Here is an 18,115-nt window from a genome sequence, read left to right as displayed (position 1 = left end):
TGAAGGTGAATGGCAAGCGGCATTATCTTTGGCGGGCTGTTGATCACGAAGGCGAGGTACTGGAAGTCTTTGTCACCAAACGCCGAAACAAGCAGGCTGCACTGAAATTCCTCAAGAAGTTAATGAAGCGACACGGCAAAGCGGAAACCGTCGTCACGGATCGCTTCGCCTCATACAGAGCTGCGCTCAGAGAACTGGGTGCATTCGAAAAACAGCAAACGGGCAGGTGGCTCAACAACCGAGTCGAGAACTCGCACCTGCCGTTTCGACGACGTGAGCGCGCGATGCAGCGTTTCAGGCGCATGCGAAGTTTACAGAAATTCGTCTCCGTCCATTCCTCGGTCTACAACCACTTCAATCAGGAAAGATCGCTCACCAGCCGAGACACCTTCAAGCTGACGCGCACCGCCGCTCTTACCGAGTGGCGTCAACTTTGTTCCGGATAAGTTCGCGGATTTGGCGGCAAACTGAGACTGGTTCGAATTCGTCTGACAGCACCTCTCGGCCTGTACAACCTGGGGGTTCCGCGAAAATGCGTGGTATCTTATCGACGTCTGGCGCGGGCAGGTAGACTACCCAGACCTAAAAGCCAAGGCACTGCAGCTTGTCGGTCGTTGGGAACCGGATCGCGTTCTGATCGAAGATGCTGCCTCAGGCAAACCTCTTTTGGACGAGCTGTTTCGTGATGACCGTCGGCGCTACGAACGCATTAAACCCGACAAGGACAAGGAAACCCGGTTCCAGTCCGCTTGCGGTCCTGTCGAAGAGGGCAAAGTGTATCTGCCTGCAGACGCACCCTGGCTGCCGGTATTCAAACGAGAGCTTCAGTCCTTTCCACGCGGGCGCAACGACGATCAAGTCGACAGCTTTGCCCATTTTCTGAACTGGTCCAAGGGACTGGGATTCTACCGGGCCTTGGGTCGCGACCACCGGATCAACATCGAACGACGGGAGCGTAATCGAGAGAGGGTCAGGCGACGGTAGAACCTCAGAGTCAAGCTTGAAAACTCGTTGAATAGTACTGGGAGGGCCGATGTCGGACCAATCCTGAGAGCGGCCCCAATGACCGCTCGCAACCACAAACCGGACTAATCGCTATTGCCGTCGGATGACGGCTTTGAGCACACTTTGGCCAATAATGCGCGGTGCCCCAATGAAAGAAATGCGCAGAAAGCGGACTTCGCAAAGTCGTGGTATTTCGCAATGAACCGACATCGAGCTTGATCCGGAGAACTCGGACCGCAGCACTAGTCTCGATAAACCAGAACTAGGCTAGGAAAGCTGCGTATCTAACTTGGTCGGTTGGGAAAGCGACGTTTTTTGCGATCAGTTAACCCGTCTAATCAAACCAAATTTTCAAGACTTACTTCCGGGAATCGGGACAACACCAAGTCGATCCGTTCGGCTGGAGTCATGCACAATGTGGTGGAAAGCCCATCTGCGATCGCAGCGGTCGGGGCAGAGACTGAAACTGCATCGTGAAACACCAGAAGGGACCTTGGATCAAAGATATGGCCGGCCCTGTCCCTCAGGCGCATCGCGTCAGGAACCGAAGTGGCCACAGCGCGGTTGTGCAGTTCTATTCTGCTCAGCACAACGTCATTTGAGCCGGTCAGTCCGACCTGCCATGCAGCACCGTCGGTGCGGTTGCCTAGCCCGGCAATTTCACCCATGTTCACCAACACATTCTGCAAACCGAACGACCGCAACAGCTTGGCGACGCGATCCGTTATTTCACCTTGTGCAATGCCATTCAGAGTTATTGCGGCGACACCGGGGACAGGCAATTGGATTTCGTTACTTTTCACTATCACCTTCTGCCAACCAACTGCTTCATGGGCCGTTTGCAGCTCCAATTCACCAGATCCATTAGCAAGCGCGTTCCACAAAGGCTGAATTGTCGGATCAAATGCGCCCTCTGATACATCGTTCAGTACGGCACAGAGGCTAAGCAGGCCCAATAGCTCAGGCGAAGGGTGTTTTAGCCGTCCAGAAGCGTTCAAACGGCTCAATTCGGACTCGGGTCGATAAAGGCTATAGATTGCCTCCAGTCGGTCCAACTCGGCTTCAACTGCAGCAAAGATCGGGGCAGCTTCGGTGTTGGTCAAACCTTCAAGCCGCAAGCCGGCCGGTGCACCCAATGCAATACCGCGCCATTGTGCGACAGCACCCGCCGTGGTGGGCATTGCGGCGCAGGCGGCTGAGATCGTCAGGAAACGACGACGTGTGAGAACGCTCATGCGGGGGTCTCCAGTTGCAGATCCAGATCAACGGGGCCCAGCACCTCGGTGTCGGGAATGTCGGACAGGGGCAGAGCGGAGCCGCCATATTGGTCAATGAAGGCAGTGGCGTCAGCGGGGCTGGAAAACGGTACCACTTCCCTTGCGCCCATTCCGCCCGCGACATTCGAGCCAACAACAAACGTCGCACTGTCGGCTGCAATCCAATTGGAAATGCCGGGCTGTCGCCAGTTTGGCGCGACGCTCATATCGCTGACATAGATGGCAGAGATTTCGGCATCCCGTTCAGGGCTTTTGAGATAGGCGACCATGTCGCGCACCTGTGCAAAGAACAGTGGGGCAGGGTAACCTTCCAGGTGGATCTGCCCCTTTGGTCCGCCGTGTTCTGCGATGTTCATCTGGCAGAAAAAGCTTAACGCATCCGGGGTCAGATCTACCGGGTTAGGTGCCTCGGCGACTTCTTCCTTACAGGCGCTCAACGCGATCAGCGCGATCAGGGTAAGGTGTTTCATGGCTCAACCTTCCGGAAAGCAAGTCGTGCTAGGGCAAAGCCCAGCACCGGCCAGATCAGCAGCGATACGGGCGCGGCCCAGACTGGCAGGGCCTGCACGACTCCGGTCATGCCGGACGCCATGGCAACGCCTTCGGTCGCGGCAATGTTCCACAGACGAAATGCGTCGGCCGGGTTGGCAACCATCACCCAAGGAAAGACGGATTGGGTGAATGTGCCGCCCTCATCCATGACGACGGCTCCCAACAAGCCCAGATCATAGAGGACGACAAAGACCAGCCAGAGCCCGGCCGACAGACCTGCCGCCGCCGTTGCGCCCCTCGCCAGAGCGGACAGCAGGTATCCCAGCGCCAGAAACACGGCGCCCAGCAGGATGGATGTGAGGATGAGGCGGACCAAAGCCGTCAGGCTTTCCGGTCCCGCGCCACCGAACCATGCGGCCACCGCGCCGGCGGTGCCAAACCCAACGGTCATGGCGAAGGCCAGCGCCGCAAGGTGGGCGGTGAACTTGCCCAACAGGATTTCTCCGCGCCCGGCAGGGTAGGACAGCAGCAGCGACAGGCTGCCCCGGTCCACATCGCCTGCGATGGCGTCGAAGGAAATCATAAGTGCCAGCAGTGGCGCGAGGTAGACCGACAACGTGGTCATCGAGGCGACCGAGACGGTCAGCATGTCGACGCCCAGTGTACCGGTCGGGGCGCTGCCGGCGAAGGTCAGGGCTAAAGCGAACAGCACCATGATCAGCGTCGCAACCAAAAGCCAGCGGTTGCGACGCAGGATCAGCATTTCGGTTCGGGTGACGGCGAGGAAGCGAGTCATTGCATCTCCTCCTGAGCGTAGTGTCGGTAAAGGTCTTCCAGCTTGGGCGGGGTCATTTCCACATCCGCCACCGCGTCGCCCAACCCGGCGATGCGGCGCAGGGCCTCCATCTTGTCATCAGGCGAACACAGCAGCTCCACTGAGGCCCCGTTGATCCGGTTGCCGCCTAATTCGGCGGCCAGCACATCAGGGTTGGCACTGGCGCGCACTTTCAGGCGGATCGGCAAGCCAGCCAGTGCGGATAGGTTGGTCAGTGTGTCATCGGCGACCATCCGACCTTTGCGCATAATGGCGATGCGGTCGGTCCGGGCCTCGACTTCGGTCAAGGCATGTGAGGCGATCAGAACCGCCGTTCCCTGCGCGGCCAGTTCGTCGATGATGGCGTAGAGATCCTGCCGCGAGATCGGGTCTAACCCGCTGGTCGGCTCGTCCAGCAGCGCCACTTTCGGCTGCCCCAACAGAACCTGCGCCAGACCCAGACGTTGCCGCATCCCCTTGGAATAAGCTCCGATCCGGCGGTCTAGTGCGTCGCTCAGACCCACGCGATCCAACAAGCCGATCACATCGGTATTGGCACCGGAAAGCTGTGCAAACAGGGTCAGTTGCTCGCGTCCAGTTAGGGCCGGGTGAAACGACACCGCCTCGGGCAAATAGGCCGTCTCGCGCCGCGCTTGAGCGCTGCCGGGGGTTGCGTCTCCGATCCGAATGGCTCCGCCGTGGATTGGGGTCAGGCCGAGAATGGATTTGATCAGGGTAGACTTTCCCGCGCCGTTATGGCCCAGCAGCGCGACACGCTGGCCGGGGGCAAGAGACAGGTTGATATCGTCGAGAACGCGGGTTTTCCCTCGGTTCTTACAGACGTTGTTTATCGTCAGGGCCTTATCCGTCATGAGGCACCTTTTTCATAGCTGGGGGTTCAGGGGCTTGCATCAATGGGTTGCTGTCCATTACGCCGCCCGGCAGCAGGGCCGGAAAAGCGGATTGCGACCAGCGCACCAGCTGCACGGCGGGGGAGCCGAGTAGCAATTTGGCTGCGGGTTGGGTCCACAGCACATGGTCCATTGAGTCGTTGGGGCGATAGGGTGTGTCGGCAATGCCGTCGCCATCCACATCATAGGCGGCGAAATCGGACCAATAGTTGCCGCGCCCGTCTTCGGACCACTCGACCCATTTGGTCGAGACGTATTTAACCTGTGTCCGGTTGCCGACAAAGGCGTTGCCGACGATCCGGTTGCGCTCGGACCCGGCGGTAAAGTGGATGCCGATGCCGCATCCCTGGAACCAGTTGTCGGTGAATTCGTTCTTGTTCGAATTATAGAGGAAGGTGCATTTTTCCTTGGCACCTTTCACCACGTTGCCGGTGATGGTGCTTTTGTTGGCATAGTTCAGCATCACGCCATGTTCGCGATCACCGATCGAGACATTGTTGGCCACGGTCACATTCGTCGTGAACATCACTGCATAGCCCAGATCGTTGCCGATTGAGACATTGTCGCTGACGACCGAGTCATCTGCATACATGTAATGCACCGCAAAGCGCAGATCGCGGAACAGGTTGCCGGTGAAGGTGTTCTTTTTCGACGAGTTCACAAATATCCCATCGCGTCCGAACCTTATGTCATTGTCTTCAACCACCGCACCCGGCGCGTTCCAGACATAGACACCATTGCCGCGTGCGTTCATGTGGCGGTCCTGCCGCCCTTCAATCCGGTTGCGGCGTACGATGCTGTCCTTGGCCCCGTGGATGTCGATACCGTAGAGATTGCCCAACAGCACGTTATCCTCGACCACCGGCACGTGGGCCGTCTTGGTCAGCTGGATGCCGCTGTCGATCCCGTCATGGCTGGAACCCGAGCCAATCACCGTCAACCCGCGCACTGTCACGCCCGGCCCGGTCACGGTGATGACGCTGCCTTGGCCTTGTCCGTCGATGGTGGCCTGTCCCAGCCCGTCGAGGGTAACGGGACGGTCCAGAACCAGCGTTTCGGCGTAGGTGCCGGGGCTAAGGCGGAGTGTGTCTCCATCCGCCGCCTGCGCCAGTATTTCATTGATGGCCCCCGCCCGGTTGGGCACATCCCAGTCCGCCGCCCAAAGGGGCGTGCCGAGCAGGAGCGGTATGAGCAGGGACCAACGCATTTTACGCGCTCCGCGGCTCAACAAACATCCGGCCGCGCATTTCCATGTGCAACGCGTGGCAGAACCACTGGCAATAGAACCAGTGCACGCCCGGACGGTCGGCGATGAAGGTGACCGAGGCAGTGGCCTGCGGTGCAACCTCCATCGCGATGCCGAAGTTCGACAGGCAGAAGCCGTGGGTCACGTCATCCACGTCATCCAGATTGGTGACATAGACAGTGACTTCATCGCCCTGTTTGACGGTGAACTTCTCCATGCTGAACACAGGCGCGACCGACGTCATGTAGACCCGCACCTTGTTGCCATCCCGGATCGGCTCATCCGCGCCATAGTCCAGATCGACACCATCGGCCTCGGCCTGCTTGCGGGCATCTTCCCACATCGGGTCACTGCGATCCCAGACATTGACCGGGTTCACCTTGGACCGGTGCACAAGGATCGAGTCGTGCGGTTCCGCAAAAGTCGGACCGTCGTGAACCACCTTCATCTTGTCGCCCGAAATGTCGATCAGCTGCTCGTTTTCGGGCTTCAGCGGACCAACGTTCAGGAAGCGGTCTTTCGAGAACTTGTTCATCGAAATCAGCCACTTGCCGTCAGCTTCAGCGGTTTCACCCATCGAGGTCGAATTGTGGCCCGGCTGATACTGAACGTCCACCTTGTCAAGGATCGGATCAACGTCGGCACCACCATAAGCCTCAATCGCTTTGGTGATGTCCCATTTCACTACCTGGCTGTCCAGGAACAGCGTGGTGTAGGCATTGCCTTTACCATCGAACGCTGTGTGAAGCGGGCCAAGACCCAGCTGCGGTTCTGCGACAATGGCCGAGCGCGGATCAGCATTATCGGCAAACAGCGCATCGACCTTCTCGACATCGATCACAGACACGGTCGGCGACAGCTTGCCGTTGATCATGATGTGTTTCTTGTCGGGCGCGGCGTTCACACCGTGTGGCGAGTTCGGGATCGGGATATAGCGGGTCAGGTTGCCACCGGCCTCTTTGCGCCCGTCCACGACTTTGACGCCGTTCAGTTCCTGATAGTTGCCCGCAGCAATCGCTTCCTCAATGCCTTTCAGGTTGAACACGACCACATGGTCCAGTTCGTTCTCGGTCATCTCGGCCAGGTTCATACCCATTTCCGAGTTGTACGAGGTCGAGAACGCGTATTTGCCCTGATAGTCGCAGTCGGTGTTGTCGAGGTTGCCCGACACCATCACCTGCCACGCGATCTCCATCGTATCACCGTCGATGGCGGTGAAGATGTTCACATATTGCGACGGATCGTCGAGGATCTGGCCGTCATTGACCAGCGGTGCCTCGTGTTCGCCATTGGCAAAAACATATCCAGTGCGCGGGTATTTCTGCGGACGCAGACCGTGAATGTCATGCGCGTTCGGGATCTCGATGATCTTGTCGCATTTCATCACGTCACAGCGCACGCGGGCCACGCGGGTGTTGGCTTTGTCGTTCATGAACAGAAAGCGGCCGTCATAGGTGCCATCGGTGAAGGACATATGCGGGTGGTGCAGGTCGCCATTGTCATAGGTGACCTTGCCATTTGCGGCCAGGAACTCTTTGGTTTCAGGCAGCAGGCCTTCGGTCAGGATCTTCAACGACTCGTTGGTCTGACCCCAGCCGGTGGCCGAGCAGCGGTTGAATACCGGCACACGCATCAGTTCGCGCATCGAAGGCACACCCAGAATGCGCAGCTCGCCGGTCTGGCCCGAGGACCAGAAGCCGTAGTATTCGTCCAACTCGCCGGGCTCCAGATGCGCGTTCGCGGCAGCGCTGGCCTCGCGCGCGGTCATCAGGGTCGAGCCAAGCCCGGTTCCGGCAATCACCGCGCCAGTGGCGGTTGCCCCCAGCATCCCACGGCGTGTGATGTTCAGTTTGTTTTCGTTGTCCGACATGATCGTTCCTCCTTTTTAGGAAGCGGTTTGCGGTTTGGCGTTCGGATGGTTCGCCGGTGGTTGTCCGAGCGGGGTCTTCATTTGGACCGACCCTGTCTTGGCCCGCCGCTTCAGCTGGCGGATAACGACGGGACATTTGTCCTCGGACTGGTAGAGCACCTGACAATGCAGGCAGGTGACGCACTCGTTCGGATTGATCTCACCGGTGGGGTGGATCGCCTGAACGGGGCATTCATTGGCGCAGGTCTGACAGGGGGTGCCGCAATCCTTGTAGCGGCGCAGCCAGTCGAACATGCGGATACGGGCGGGGATCGCCAGCGCTCCGCCCAGTGGGCAGAGATAGCGGCAGTAGAACCGTTCAATGAACAGCCCGATCCCAAGCAGGGCCAGCGCAAAGACCACAAAGGGCCAGTCGCGCATGAATTTCAGGATGATCGCGGTCTTGAACGGCTCGATCTCGGCGTATTTCTCGGCCAGCGGGATCGAGACAAAGCTGATGCCGAAGAGCACGAGGAAAATCATGTATTTCGCGGGCCAAAGCCGCTCGTTCAGACCCCAGGGCAGGGTCCATTGCGGAACCTTCAGCGCCCGTGCGATCTTGTTGGTCAGTTCCTGCAGCGCGCCAAACGGGCAGAGCCAGCCGCAATAGGCGCCACGGCCCCAGAACAGCAGCGCGGCAGCGACGGCGAACCACTGGATAAAGACCAGCGGGTCCAGCAGGAAGGCGTCCCACGAGAAGCCCGTGCGCAGGCTGCCCGCCAGCGCCATCAGGTTCACAACGCTCAGCTGTGCATTGGCGTACCAGCCGATGAAGAACAGCGTCATCGTCAGGAACCCGATGCGGAACCAGTAGAACACCCGTGCGTTCATCGTGGCATGGAATTGGAAGAAGAAAGTGGCCGTGAGCACCAGCAACATTGCGCCCAGGATCACGATCTCGACCACGCGATCTTTCCAGATGCGCTGCCATAGGGCTGCCTTTGCGGCGGCCTCGCCAGTGGCATCATCGACCAGCGTGGGCGCGGTGACTGGCAGCAGATAGTGTTCGGGTAGTTTGTATCCCAGATCGAATGTCAGGAAGGTTTTTTCGACGGCACCCACCGCGCGTTGGACCAGCAATTGCAGGCGGAACGGCTCGGCGGGATCGAACTCGGCCTCGGCGGGGATCTTGAAGATGTCCAGTTCCGTGAAACTCGGGGCATCGGGGGCTGCAACCTCGCCCAGACGGCGCTGCTGCTTGTCGAAGAACCGCACCGAATTGTCGCCCTGGATCAACTGGATCCGGTCGAAAATACCACCGCGAACATAGCCCGAGCCTTTGAAACTATAGGCTCCGCGACCCAAAACCAGAATGGCCTGCTCGCCTTCGCCAAGCCAATTCACAAGGTTCTGATATTCGGCCTCACCCAGCAGCGACTTGCCGATCGATGGAACCGAGACAAGCGCCATGTGCATGTCGATGAACGTCTCATCGGGGTCGCCCGGCTCAGGCCGTTTGATGGCGCGCTGATCGCCTGTCGCTTCGAACGCCGCATTGACCTGACCTATGTCCAACGTCAGCCGCCGCACCGAGCCGTCGCCGGACAGGGTGCTCCAGTCGTAAACAGCATCCTGCGCCAGATCGACCTCGCGCTTTGGCCCATCGGCCTGCAGGGGCGACAGCCCGCCCAGCCCCAGCGCCCGTGCCACTTTGATGCCGCCGCGTACAAGGCTGTCGTCGATCACCATGATCGTGACCGTTGCGCCCGAGATGATGTCGAGGTCATGCCCCTCGCCGCCGGTTTCGGCCTCACGCTTCAGGTCCAGACCTGCATAGCCTTCGGTCAGCTCGACCATGCGCGAATTGGGGATGCCGATCAGCACGATGGGTTCCGAGTGCTTGACCAGTTGCACGCCGGTCAGCACTGCATCCTGATCGATGCCAGCAACGACATGGATCGGCTTGCCGGAATACCCGGTGGTGCCCACGAAATCAGAGGTCAGAAAGGCCCAGGCGACGGTCTCACCGTCCTTCAGGACTGGGGCAACCGGAATGTCATCACGGACCGGACCAAAGGCATCGGCACCGGGGGCCAGATCGGCGGGTTCTATTTCAGGCAGGAAGCTGGCAAGGCTGTCGGCATGGGCACTGATCGCCATCAGGCAGGACAGAGCGAGGGCCAACAGGCATTGGAATGCGCGATTTACGACCATGGCGCACCTCCGAAATCTAGGGTGGAAGCCATGGACGCGCGCAGGGCGCGTTCAGTTATTTCTTGGGGTGAGGGCGGGGGGCCTCGGGTTTCGGGCCAAAGCAGATCAGTGCTGTGCACCGCGCAAGACTTAACGGTCTGAGCTTGTACGATATGGACGATCCCGAATTGTCCCACCCGCGCCAGCGCGGGCACAGGGGCTGCGCTGGTAATGGCGCAAAGCGAACAATCGGCACATTTTGGGCAGGTCGCGGTCGGGTTGTCGGTATCCTCCCCAAGAGAAACCTCGACCCAGACCGCGCCGCCTTCCGAGCAGATCTCCACCCAGACACTTTCGCCGGGACTCGCCAGCGCCGGTCCAAAGGTCTGCAACAACATTAGGAATATGCCCGCCAACCCAGCCGCCGCGCGAAACGCACGGGCAGGGAGATTGTGAAAAGGGTTCAAGGCAGGCATGGAGTCTCCGACTCGGGAAGCTATGCCTTGGTGTTATGGGAAACGACCGAGTCGTTACTTGACTTAGGTTAGGTGTAGCGAAATTCTGGGGTTCCCCGCAAAATCAACTGTCTGCCTCATCCATCAACCCGCGCAGCCACCGCCCGGCCAGCCAGGTTGCAGGGAGGCCCAGAGGGATTGACCAGATCAATGCCGTTACGGGTTCGATCACACCGAACCCCAAGCCATGAGCGATCAGTCCGGCCAGAAAAAGGTTGATTGCGACGGCCAACGCAGTCGCCGGATAAAGCATCATAGCCAGTTTCCAGACCGGCCATTTGCCGTCAGTGGCTGGTTCCTTCCGAGAAGGTGATTTTGTTCCAGACATTGTACTTCCCAGACGGTTTGCGCATTGGCAGGCGACGAACCTCTTCCAGCGTCTGCGCATCATATACGATCACCGCGCCGTCATCTTCCCAGATCGACACCAGCGCATGGCTGCCATCCTTAGTGAACTCCACATGGGCTACGGTCTTGCCGGGGGCAGGGCGCAAAGTCTTCACGATCTCAAGGCTTTGCTTGTCGATCACATGCATGGCGTCCTTGTTGGGGCCAAAGAAGACATCGGCCCAGACATAAGGCGAATTCTCATGGCTGCGCATGAAAAAGCCCGGCCCTTCGGTCTTGATCCGTTTAACCGTTTCCCAGCTTTCCATATCGATCACCGACACGGTGCCATCGGTCAGATGCGGCGTTGCCATTACGGTCGTATCGCCATGTCTCCAGGTAATCCCCGAGCCCAGATGTGGCATTCCCGGCAGGTCCAGATCAGCCACTTTGTGCCCAATCACCAGATCAATCACCTGTCCACCCTTGCCATCGCGGGAGGCACCCATGACATATTCATAGCTCTGGTCGAAAAAGAAATCGTCCAGATAATCGGGCGTCGTGATCTTTCGCACCGGGAAGGGATCGGGGTTCTTGAACTGGCCTTCAATGCGGAAGTCATGGCCCAGCCCGAATTGCGGTGGGTTGGCGCCGTAGAACACCTCCCAAATCTCGGGTACGTCTTTCAGCGCCAGCACAAAGCTTTCGCGCGGGGGGGCCTGATAGACAGCGGATACCCGGCTGGGTGTGCCTTTCTTGCTTTTGACCTCAATGACTTTGGCGACAGACAGGTCGTCGGTCGACAGTAGCGTCAGCGAGTTCGGCAGGTAATTCGCCACAGCGACCCATTTGCCATCGCCCGACATGGCGATATTGCGACTGTTCAGGCCTGCGTGTACGCGGCCCACCTGCTGCAAGGCCCAGATGTCGTATTTCTGCACCCAGCCATCGCGGGACATGATGAAAACGTAACGGCCGTCGGGGCTGAATTTCGGCCCGCCATGCACAGCAAATGGGGTCTCGAACCGGTCCAGTACTTCGAACGTATCACCGTCCAGAACGCTGATATGGTGATCGCCTGTCTCAACCACCAATGTGATGTTCATCGGGTCGCTGTTCCAGACAGGGGCGTCCACGGCTACATAGTCTTCGTCCAGAATGCGACTGGCCATGATATCGACCTCACCCCATTCGGGATCAGTCTCCAGCGGAGATTTTAGCCAGCCCGCCAGTTCCTCAATCTGCAACGCGTCCAACTCATGCGAAAACGCGGGCATCTGAGTAGCTGCCCGGCCTTCGGCGATCACAGCCGCGACGCGAGGGCCGCGCATCCGTTTCAGTGTCTCGGGGATCAGCGCTGGTCCGACCCCGCCCAGACGGTTTTCGCCGTGGCATGAGGCACAATGTTCCGCGTAGTCCGACGGAGCATCAGCCCATGCGGTGCTGGCCAGCAACAAGGAACACAGTGAGCCGATTTTCAGAGTGTCAAAAGAATTGATGCGCCGGATCATGACGTTTCCCCCGGAACGGCGTGACCTGCAGACGTTCGCCTGCATCATCCACACCGATTTCTTGATTTGACAGATAGCAGGCCGGATCTTCGGCCCAGGGATCGCCGGTCAATTGCAAGGCCCTGATGCGCGTGTTGCCACCACAAACATCCTTCAACTGACACGCCCCGCACCGTCCTTTCAGCGGGCGCGGGCGGGTGCGCAGCATGGCCAGCATCGGATCATCATTGGTCCAAAGGTCGGAAAATGGATGGGTCTTCACATTTCCGACCGTGTAATCCGACCAATACGTGTCAGGATGCACGCGGCCCAGATTGTCGATATTGGCCACACCCAATCCGCTGGAGTTGCCCCCCCAGGCGACCAAGTGTTTGCGTACATGATTGGTTTTTTCGGCATCGAACCGTGCCCGGGCCCAATTCAGAAAATAGCCCGCATCTGCATCATTGTTGCCGGTCACGATATCCAGCGGTCGCCCGCCCGAGGCGGCCTCCCACGCGCGCTCCAGCAACAGATCCAGACCTTTGCGGGTGCGCTGATGTTCAGCGTCCTCGCCCCGGTTCTTGTCGCCGCGCCCGGCGTAAACGAGGTGCGACAAATAAAACTTATCCACACCCTCGTCATCGCACAGCTGCAACAGGTCGGGCAGGTGGTGTTGGGTCCCTTCGGTCAGGCAGAACCGCAGCCCAACCTTAATGCCGCGTTTCTTGCATTCGCGTACCCCACGCAGAGCGTCAGCAAAGGCACCGTCGACTCCGCGGAACCAGTCATTGGTGGCGCCGATCCCGTCCAGTGAGATACCGACGTAATTGAACCCAACATCGGCGATCATATCCGCGGTTTCGTCGTAAATCCGCGTGCCGTTGGTCGACAGCGCCAGCATCGGCACCAATTCACGTGCGCGACTGGCGATGTCGAAGAAATCGAACCGGTCCAGCGGTTCCCCCCCCGACAGGATCAGGGCCGGAATGCGGAACTGGCCCAGATCCTCAAGCGTGACCATGGCTTGTTCGTGGCTCAACTCGCCGGGAAAGGCCACATCCGCCGAAACGGTATAGCAATGGCGACACTTCAGATTGCAACGGCGTGTCAGGTTCCAGATCACCACTGGTTTCACCGGGCCGGGGCGGCGTTTGCGCACTGGGGTCGGTTTCACGAGTTGGCGCATATATTCGGTCAGGCGGAACATGTCTCAGCCTTTCTTTTTCAGACGCAGCCCGGTCTTTTTCAGAATGCGCGTGGAATAGAGGATATCTTTGGCCCGGCAGGCACCGCCCAGAATGGCGGTGATTTGCGCGCGCTTTTCTTCGACCTCATCACGGTCTTTGCCGTGGACCATGGCGAACAGGTTATATGGCCAGTCGGGCAAGGCGCGCGGGCGTTCATAGCAATGGGTTACAAAGGGCAGCGCGCCGATATGTGCGCCTAGTGCAGCGACGTACCTGTCCTCAACATCCCAGACGGTCATGCCGTTCGATGTCATCCCCAGTTTGTAGTGGTTTGGAGCGGCGGCGATGCGGCGGATGACGCCACGCGACTTCATGTCGGCCAGACGGAACAGCAAGTCGTCCTCGTCCAAGCCAAGATCTGCTGCGACCTTTGCATAAGGAGAGGACACAAGAGGCAGGCCGCCTTGCAGTGCCTCGATAATCTCTCTGTCTTTCGCGTCGATCATGCCGCCACCCGGAAACCTATGAAGAATTCCTGCAATTTGGGGAAACAGAGAACCTCGATCCCCATTTCCCATTCGATCGCGTCGGCGGTGGCCTTGATCCCCTCGGGCGTTTCGGTGGCCAGTACGAACCACATGTTCAGCCGGTGCGTGCGTTGATAATTATGGGCAACTTCGGGGTGCTCATTGACTTTGGTCAGGACAGTTTCGAAATCCTCGGGCGGGATAGCCATGGCGCACAGGCAGAATGCGCCGCCCATCGCAGCGGCGTCGAAGAACGGGCCGAAACGGGTGATGATGCGCTTGTCCTTCATGCGGTTGAGACGGTCCAGCAGCTCGTTTTCCGGGATGCCAAGTTCCTCGGCAATCACAGCGTAGGGATGCGATACCAAAGGCAGATCATCTTGCATCCGGTTCAGGATTTCGCGGTCGGTCTCGTCCAGCGTCATGCGGCGGCCTCCTTCGGTTGGATGAGCGCGCCGGTCTGTTTGAAGCAGCGGGTGGAAAACAATACCTTGTGCTGCGCGCCGAACAGTTCTGGCAGGGCGGCGGCACCGGCCAGAGTTTGTCGCGCTTCACTGCGTGAACGGGCGTGGATCATCGAGTAAAGGCGATAGGGCCAGACCCCTTCGACCGGGTTGCGTTCATAGCACAGCGTAACGCCCGGATAAGCAGCCAGCGCCGGACCCGCCGCGCCGACCTGTTCTGCGGGCATGTCCCAAACGACCATAGCGTTGGCCGACCACCCCAACGCTCTGTGCCGAACGATCACCCCAAGGCGTGAGATGATGCCGGCGGCGTGCAGGGCATCGATCCGGGTCATCAGATGCCCCGCATCGCGATCCAATGAACGTGCCAGGGCAGCGTATGGATCTATGACCAGCGGCAGACCCGAGCTCAGCGCCTGCAACAACGAACGGTCACCTTCGCGCATGGCGGTGCGATCCACCCGACGTGGGCCTGGAACGTTGCTGGTTTTGCCCGACATGCGGAACCCCAGGTCGACGTTAAAAGGACGAACAAGTCGGAGGTCCAGTACGCGCAGACCTGAGCGGTGCGAGATACGGGCCAGCGTATCGTTCACATGCGCACGATCTGGGCCGGTGGCGACGAACCACAGATTCCAGCGGTCCTCGCGCTGATAATTGTGGTTCACGCCAGGTTCCGCGTCGATCAGTGCGGCGATTTCTTCTAATCGTTCATCGGGGGTGGCGACAGCGGCCAGCGTGCTGGCGGATACCGCGCCCGGCGCGATCGTAGCACCCACACGCGTGATCCGCCCTGCGGCGCGCATTCGGGTCAGGCGGTCCAATACTTCAGCCTCGTCCAGCCCGAGCGCATCTGCAAGAACCTGAAACGGACGCTCGGTCACGGGAAAGTCGCGCTGAAAATCGTCCAGCAGTCGGCGGTCGATCGGGTCGGTGATATGGTCCATCGCCTATAACCCCGTTCTGTGCGCGCGGGCGGTAAAGAAAATGCCCGAGGGGCTGTCCGCATCGATCTCGCGCAGCTTTTCAAAGGTCTGAGTGTCATAGACCATGACCTTGTTGGCATCCCGCACGCTGATCCAGACCTCGTGCCCGCGCGGTGTGAATTCCATGTGCAGCACGGCCGGACCCGGCTTGAATTCGTGGATGATCTCTTTGCTGACGCTGTCGATCACCTGAATGGTGTCGTTCAAAGGGTGGGCGAAATTCACCCAAACCTGCCGCCCGTCGGGTCGCGCCATGGCAAAGACCGGCTGGCCGTGGGTTTTGGTACGCCCGGTTTCGGTCAGGGTGTCGGCGTCGATCCACAGAACCTCGTGATGGCCGATCGCGGGCAGGACGAACTCGCGCCCGGTCAGGGCCCAGCCTTCCAGATGGGGCATTTTGTAGACGGGCATCTCTTCCTGTCCGCGCCCGTAATCGGGCAACACGCGGATGGGTTCAGGCGTCTCGGCCCACAGGTCCAGCGCGGTCAGGCCGTCCTCGCCGAATAGGCCGGTGATATAGGTGCGGCCATTGGCGGTGATCAGCGCGTCATATGGGTTTTTGCCCATGTCGGGAATTTTGGTGACCATGGGGTCGCCTTTGGCGAAATCGGCAATCCAGGTCTCGCCCGTGTCCCACATGGTGAAAACAAACCGACGGCCCGGGGCATCGACCAGACCGATGGTTTTGCTGTCGGTGGGAATGTCGGCGACCATCGCAAGCGTTTCCGCGTCGAACACACGGACGCCGCCGGGCTCATAATTCGACACGGCGACCAGTTTTCCATCATCCGAAATTGCGCCGCCGATTGCGTTGCCAGCCTGCACGATGCGGTTCACGATCTGGCGGGCAACGATATCGACCTTGGTCAGGCCGCCGTCGCGCCCAAAAATATAGGCAAACCGTTCATCCGACGAATAGACCAGCGAGGCATGGGACAGATCGCCTAGCCCTTCGATCCGGGCCAGGGCGGCGCGGTCTGATTGGTCAACCAGAAGGACCGAGCCTTTGGCGCGTTCGATCACCAGCCCAAGGTCTCCGGTCGCAGTAGGTTCGGCTTGCGCTGTTGTCATCAGCATCGTGGCTGCGAGGGTGAGAATCACGTGTCTCATTGTTCCTCCTGTTCCAGCAGGTAATGGGCGATCCATTCGGCCTCTTCTTCACTGATCAGCGGCCGCCACGGGGGCATCGCGGTGTCGGGGATGCCATCCAGGATCACGCCGGTCAGAACTTCGGCGTCATAGTGTTTGAGCGTTTCAGACCTCAGATCAGGGCCAAGGCCACCCTTCAGCGACAGACCATGGCACGAGCCGCAATCCTGATGGACAAGGCGTTTCAAGGCGTTCGTGTCGAGCGTATCGGCAGCGAAAGCCGTCGTGGCCAAAAGCACGACAGAAGTGAGAACGGCGCGGGCAGTCCAACCCTTGCGCCCTCGGGCAGTTGGCCTCTGCGTAGGCTTTTTGGAACCAAGCTTAGCCATGTGCTTGCTCCAGCAATTCGGTCACGGGTCGTTCGGCATAAAGCGAGACGACCTTGCCGATGATGAAGAGCGTGGGTGCTGTCAGCCCGGCCTCGCGCACATCCGCTGCCAATCGATCCAGCCGGGATACCAATCGGCATTCATCAGGAGTGGTGGCTTTGCCGACGGCCAGAGCTGGTGTGGATCCGGGTAGGTTCTCGGTCATCAGCCCCATGGCGATCTGGCCGATATTGGCAACGCCCATATAGATGACCAGCGTTGAATCCGGGTGGGCGAGCCGCTTCCAATCCAGGTCCAGAACCTTGTCAGCCTGCCGATGCCCGGTGACATATTGTACCGAAGTCGCCAGCCCGCGATGGGTCAGCGGAACACCGGTTGAACAGGACGCGCCTTGCGCGGCGGTGATCCCCGGCGCGTATTCGACCGCGATGCCATTCGCCATCAGAAACGCGGCCTCTTCGGAACCGCGGCCAAAGATCATCGGATCGCCGCCTTTCAGGCGGGCTACAATGTGACCTGCGCGGGCTTCTTCGACGAGGATGTCGTTGATGCGATCCTGAGGCACCGTATGGCACTTGGGCGCTTTGCCAACAGGGATCAGACGCGCGCCATCAGCATGCAAATTGAGAATATCCGCCGAGACCAGACGGTCATAAACCACCACGTCCGCCTCTTGCAGCATCCGCAGCGCGCGCAGGGTCATCAATTCGGGGTCACCGGGGCCTGCGCCTATCAGAAAAACCTTACCGCTCATGTGCAAACTCGCTTGGTCTGAATGCCTTCGGATCCCGGACGTCCTGCGCGATCTGGTGACGTTGCTGGGTGAGCCGGGCGTGTCATGCGCCAAGACTGCCGCAACCAAAAAAGAACCTCCTTGACTAAAGTTAAGGAGCGCGGGATTTGGCCCCACGCTCCTTTGTTTTGCCTGTATGGTTGCCTTGGCTCAGGGTTCGACGGTGATCATGCCGATCATGTTCTGCGTCTCCCAATGCGGGCCGCATAGGTATTGTAGCGGGCCGGGGCTAAGGAAGGTCAGATCAACGGTTTCCTCAGGGAACAGGCGATCGCTTTCGGGTTCGCTGCCGTCTTTCAAGAGGACCGAATGGCTGGTGCGTTTGTCCACGTTGACCCAGCGCACAGTTGTGCCCGGTTTCACGGTCAACTCGACCGGGCAAAAGGTGTATTTGTACATCAGAACCACCTCGGCATCCTCAACGGCGGATGAGGGCTGACCAAACAGCTCGACATAACGCTCTTCGGCCTCTGCGCACAGTTCGGCGGTCTCATCTGCCCATGTGGGCGCAGCCAGAAGCAGCAGAGCAGGAAGAAGGTGTTGGGGTTTCATTGTCCA

Annotated in this window: 19 protein-coding genes and 1 pseudogene; 2 read left to right on the top strand and 18 right to left on the bottom strand. The window is 59.4% G+C overall.

The annotated features are described in order from the left end of the window. Together GOV53_RS21040 and terL are read left to right on the top strand one after the other, a co-directional pair. On the top strand, positions 1 to 446 hold a 446-nt coding region (locus GOV53_RS21040), incomplete at its 5' end, for a DDE-type integrase/transposase/recombinase (protein WP_170470472.1). Positions 447 to 513: 67 nt separating this feature from the next. After that, positions 514 to 984 (top strand): annotated as a pseudogene (terL, locus tag GOV53_RS21035) (phage terminase large subunit); the annotation flags it as partial. A 359-nt stretch (positions 985 to 1,343) separates the two neighbouring features. Here the strand turns inward: terL and GOV53_RS21030 are convergent. From GOV53_RS21030 to GOV53_RS20945, 18 genes are all read right to left on the bottom strand, one after another. Continuing rightward, the gene (locus tag GOV53_RS21030; RefSeq protein ID WP_170470469.1) at positions 1,344 to 2,240 is read right to left on the bottom strand and encodes an FAD:protein FMN transferase; all 897 of its coding nucleotides are present in this window, start codon (positions 2,238 to 2,240) and stop codon (positions 1,344 to 1,346) included. Continuing rightward, a complete protein-coding gene (locus GOV53_RS21025) occupies positions 2,237 to 2,752 on the bottom strand; it encodes a nitrous oxide reductase accessory protein NosL (protein WP_170470466.1) in 516 nt (171 codons plus the stop codon). The genes GOV53_RS21030 and GOV53_RS21025 overlap by 4 nt, the downstream gene beginning before the upstream one ends. Beyond that, entirely contained in the window at positions 2,749 to 3,570 is an 822-nt protein-coding gene (locus GOV53_RS21020) for an ABC transporter permease (protein WP_170470463.1), read from the bottom strand. Before GOV53_RS21020 ends, GOV53_RS21025 begins: the two co-directional genes overlap by 4 nt. Beyond that, complete coding sequence (locus tag GOV53_RS21015) at positions 3,567 to 4,460, bottom strand: ABC transporter ATP-binding protein (protein WP_170470460.1); 894 nt, start codon at positions 4,458 to 4,460, stop codon at positions 3,567 to 3,569. The genes GOV53_RS21020 and GOV53_RS21015 overlap by 4 nt, the downstream gene beginning before the upstream one ends. Then, positions 4,450 to 5,706 (bottom strand): nitrous oxide reductase family maturation protein NosD, encoded by a 1,257-nt coding sequence (locus GOV53_RS21010; RefSeq protein WP_170470457.1) that lies wholly within the window; start codon positions 5,704 to 5,706, stop codon positions 4,450 to 4,452. Before GOV53_RS21010 ends, GOV53_RS21015 begins: the two co-directional genes overlap by 11 nt. Before the next feature lies 1 nt (position 5,707). Then, positions 5,708 to 7,615: a TAT-dependent nitrous-oxide reductase gene (gene nosZ, locus GOV53_RS21005; protein ID WP_170470454.1), complete on the bottom strand. Its 1,908-nt coding sequence runs from the start codon at positions 7,613 to 7,615 to the stop codon at positions 5,708 to 5,710. 15 nt (positions 7,616 to 7,630) lie between these two features. After that, positions 7,631 to 9,808, bottom strand: coding sequence for a NosR/NirI family protein (locus GOV53_RS21000; RefSeq protein WP_170470451.1), 2,178 nt, complete (start codon positions 9,806 to 9,808; stop codon positions 7,631 to 7,633). Next, on the bottom strand, positions 9,799 to 10,263 hold the full coding sequence (locus GOV53_RS20995) for a DUF2946 family protein (protein ID WP_170470448.1): 465 nt from the start codon (positions 10,261 to 10,263) through the stop codon (positions 9,799 to 9,801). The genes GOV53_RS21000 and GOV53_RS20995 overlap by 10 nt, the downstream gene beginning before the upstream one ends. Before the next feature lie 103 nt (positions 10,264 to 10,366). Continuing rightward, complete coding sequence (locus GOV53_RS20990; protein ID WP_367647644.1) at positions 10,367 to 10,558, bottom strand: hypothetical protein; 192 nt, start codon at positions 10,556 to 10,558, stop codon at positions 10,367 to 10,369. Positions 10,559 to 10,586: 28 nt separating this feature from the next. After that, on the bottom strand, positions 10,587 to 12,140 hold the full coding sequence (locus tag GOV53_RS20985; protein WP_170470446.1) for a nitrite reductase: 1,554 nt from the start codon (positions 12,138 to 12,140) through the stop codon (positions 10,587 to 10,589). Next, entirely contained in the window at positions 12,115 to 13,329 is a 1,215-nt protein-coding gene (nirJ, locus tag GOV53_RS20980; RefSeq protein ID WP_170470443.1) for a heme d1 biosynthesis radical SAM protein NirJ, read from the bottom strand. Before nirJ ends, GOV53_RS20985 begins: the two co-directional genes overlap by 26 nt. Before the next feature lie 3 nt (positions 13,330 to 13,332). After that, a complete protein-coding gene (ahbB, locus tag GOV53_RS20975) occupies positions 13,333 to 13,815 on the bottom strand; it encodes a siroheme decarboxylase subunit beta (RefSeq protein WP_170470440.1) in 483 nt (160 codons plus the stop codon). Further along, positions 13,812 to 14,261, bottom strand: a complete 450-nt coding sequence (locus GOV53_RS20970; protein ID WP_170470437.1) for an Lrp/AsnC family transcriptional regulator — start codon at positions 14,259 to 14,261, stop codon at positions 13,812 to 13,814. Before GOV53_RS20970 ends, ahbB (GOV53_RS20975) begins: the two co-directional genes overlap by 4 nt. Beyond that, positions 14,258 to 15,247: a siroheme decarboxylase subunit beta gene (ahbB, locus tag GOV53_RS20965; RefSeq protein ID WP_170470433.1), complete on the bottom strand. Its 990-nt coding sequence runs from the start codon at positions 15,245 to 15,247 to the stop codon at positions 14,258 to 14,260. Before ahbB (GOV53_RS20965) ends, GOV53_RS20970 begins: the two co-directional genes overlap by 4 nt. 3 nt (positions 15,248 to 15,250) lie before the next feature. Beyond that, a complete protein-coding gene (locus GOV53_RS20960; protein WP_170470430.1) occupies positions 15,251 to 16,396 on the bottom strand; it encodes a cytochrome D1 domain-containing protein in 1,146 nt (381 codons plus the stop codon). Continuing rightward, a complete protein-coding gene (locus GOV53_RS20955) occupies positions 16,393 to 16,764 on the bottom strand; it encodes a c-type cytochrome (RefSeq protein ID WP_170470427.1) in 372 nt (123 codons plus the stop codon). Before GOV53_RS20955 ends, GOV53_RS20960 begins: the two co-directional genes overlap by 4 nt. Further along, entirely contained in the window at positions 16,757 to 17,518 is a 762-nt protein-coding gene (gene cobA, locus GOV53_RS20950; RefSeq protein ID WP_170470424.1) for a uroporphyrinogen-III C-methyltransferase, read from the bottom strand. Before cobA ends, GOV53_RS20955 begins: the two co-directional genes overlap by 8 nt. 189 nt (positions 17,519 to 17,707) lie before the next feature. Continuing rightward, positions 17,708 to 18,109, bottom strand: a complete 402-nt coding sequence (locus tag GOV53_RS20945; RefSeq protein WP_170470421.1) for a cupredoxin domain-containing protein — start codon at positions 18,107 to 18,109, stop codon at positions 17,708 to 17,710. Between the last annotated feature and the right edge of the window lie 6 nt (positions 18,110 to 18,115).

The sequence above is a fragment of the Ruegeria arenilitoris genome, assembly GCF_013035315.1.
GTDB lineage: Bacteria > Pseudomonadota > Alphaproteobacteria > Rhodobacterales > Rhodobacteraceae > Ruegeria > Ruegeria arenilitoris_D.
This window is presented reverse-complemented; position numbering and strand designations above follow the sequence as displayed.

Coding starts and splice junctions, on each gene's coding strand:
- GOV53_RS21030 (WP_170470469.1), bottom strand. CDS start 2,240: ATGAGCGTTCTCACACGTCGTCGTTTCCTGACGATCTCAGCCGCCTGC.
- GOV53_RS21025 (WP_170470466.1), bottom strand. CDS start 2,752: ATGAAACACCTTACCCTGATCGCGCTGATCGCGTTGAGCGCCTGTAAG.
- GOV53_RS21020 (WP_170470463.1), bottom strand. CDS start 3,570: ATGACTCGCTTCCTCGCCGTCACCCGAACCGAAATGCTGATCCTGCGT.
- GOV53_RS21015 (WP_170470460.1), bottom strand. CDS start 4,460: ATGACGGATAAGGCCCTGACGATAAACAACGTCTGTAAGAACCGAGGG.
- GOV53_RS21010 (WP_170470457.1), bottom strand. CDS start 5,706: ATGCGTTGGTCCCTGCTCATACCGCTCCTGCTCGGCACGCCCCTTTGG.
- nosZ (WP_170470454.1), bottom strand. CDS start 7,615: ATGTCGGACAACGAAAACAAACTGAACATCACACGCCGTGGGATGCTG.
- GOV53_RS21000 (WP_170470451.1), bottom strand. CDS start 9,808: ATGGTCGTAAATCGCGCATTCCAATGCCTGTTGGCCCTCGCTCTGTCC.
- GOV53_RS20995 (WP_170470448.1), bottom strand. CDS start 10,263: ATGCCTGCCTTGAACCCTTTTCACAATCTCCCTGCCCGTGCGTTTCGC.
- GOV53_RS20990 (WP_367647644.1), bottom strand. CDS start 10,558: ATGATGCTTTATCCGGCGACTGCGTTGGCCGTCGCAATCAACCTTTTT.
- GOV53_RS20985 (WP_170470446.1), bottom strand. CDS start 12,140: ATGATCCGGCGCATCAATTCTTTTGACACTCTGAAAATCGGCTCACTG.
- nirJ (WP_170470443.1), bottom strand. CDS start 13,329: ATGTTCCGCCTGACCGAATATATGCGCCAACTCGTGAAACCGACCCCA.
- ahbB (WP_170470440.1), bottom strand. CDS start 13,815: ATGATCGACGCGAAAGACAGAGAGATTATCGAGGCACTGCAAGGCGGC.
- GOV53_RS20970 (WP_170470437.1), bottom strand. CDS start 14,261: ATGACGCTGGACGAGACCGACCGCGAAATCCTGAACCGGATGCAAGAT.
- ahbB (WP_170470433.1), bottom strand. CDS start 15,247: ATGGACCATATCACCGACCCGATCGACCGCCGACTGCTGGACGATTTT.
- GOV53_RS20960 (WP_170470430.1), bottom strand. CDS start 16,396: ATGAGACACGTGATTCTCACCCTCGCAGCCACGATGCTGATGACAACA.
- GOV53_RS20955 (WP_170470427.1), bottom strand. CDS start 16,764: ATGGCTAAGCTTGGTTCCAAAAAGCCTACGCAGAGGCCAACTGCCCGA.
- cobA (WP_170470424.1), bottom strand. CDS start 17,518: ATGAGCGGTAAGGTTTTTCTGATAGGCGCAGGCCCCGGTGACCCCGAA.
- GOV53_RS20945 (WP_170470421.1), bottom strand. CDS start 18,109: ATGAAACCCCAACACCTTCTTCCTGCTCTGCTGCTTCTGGCTGCGCCC.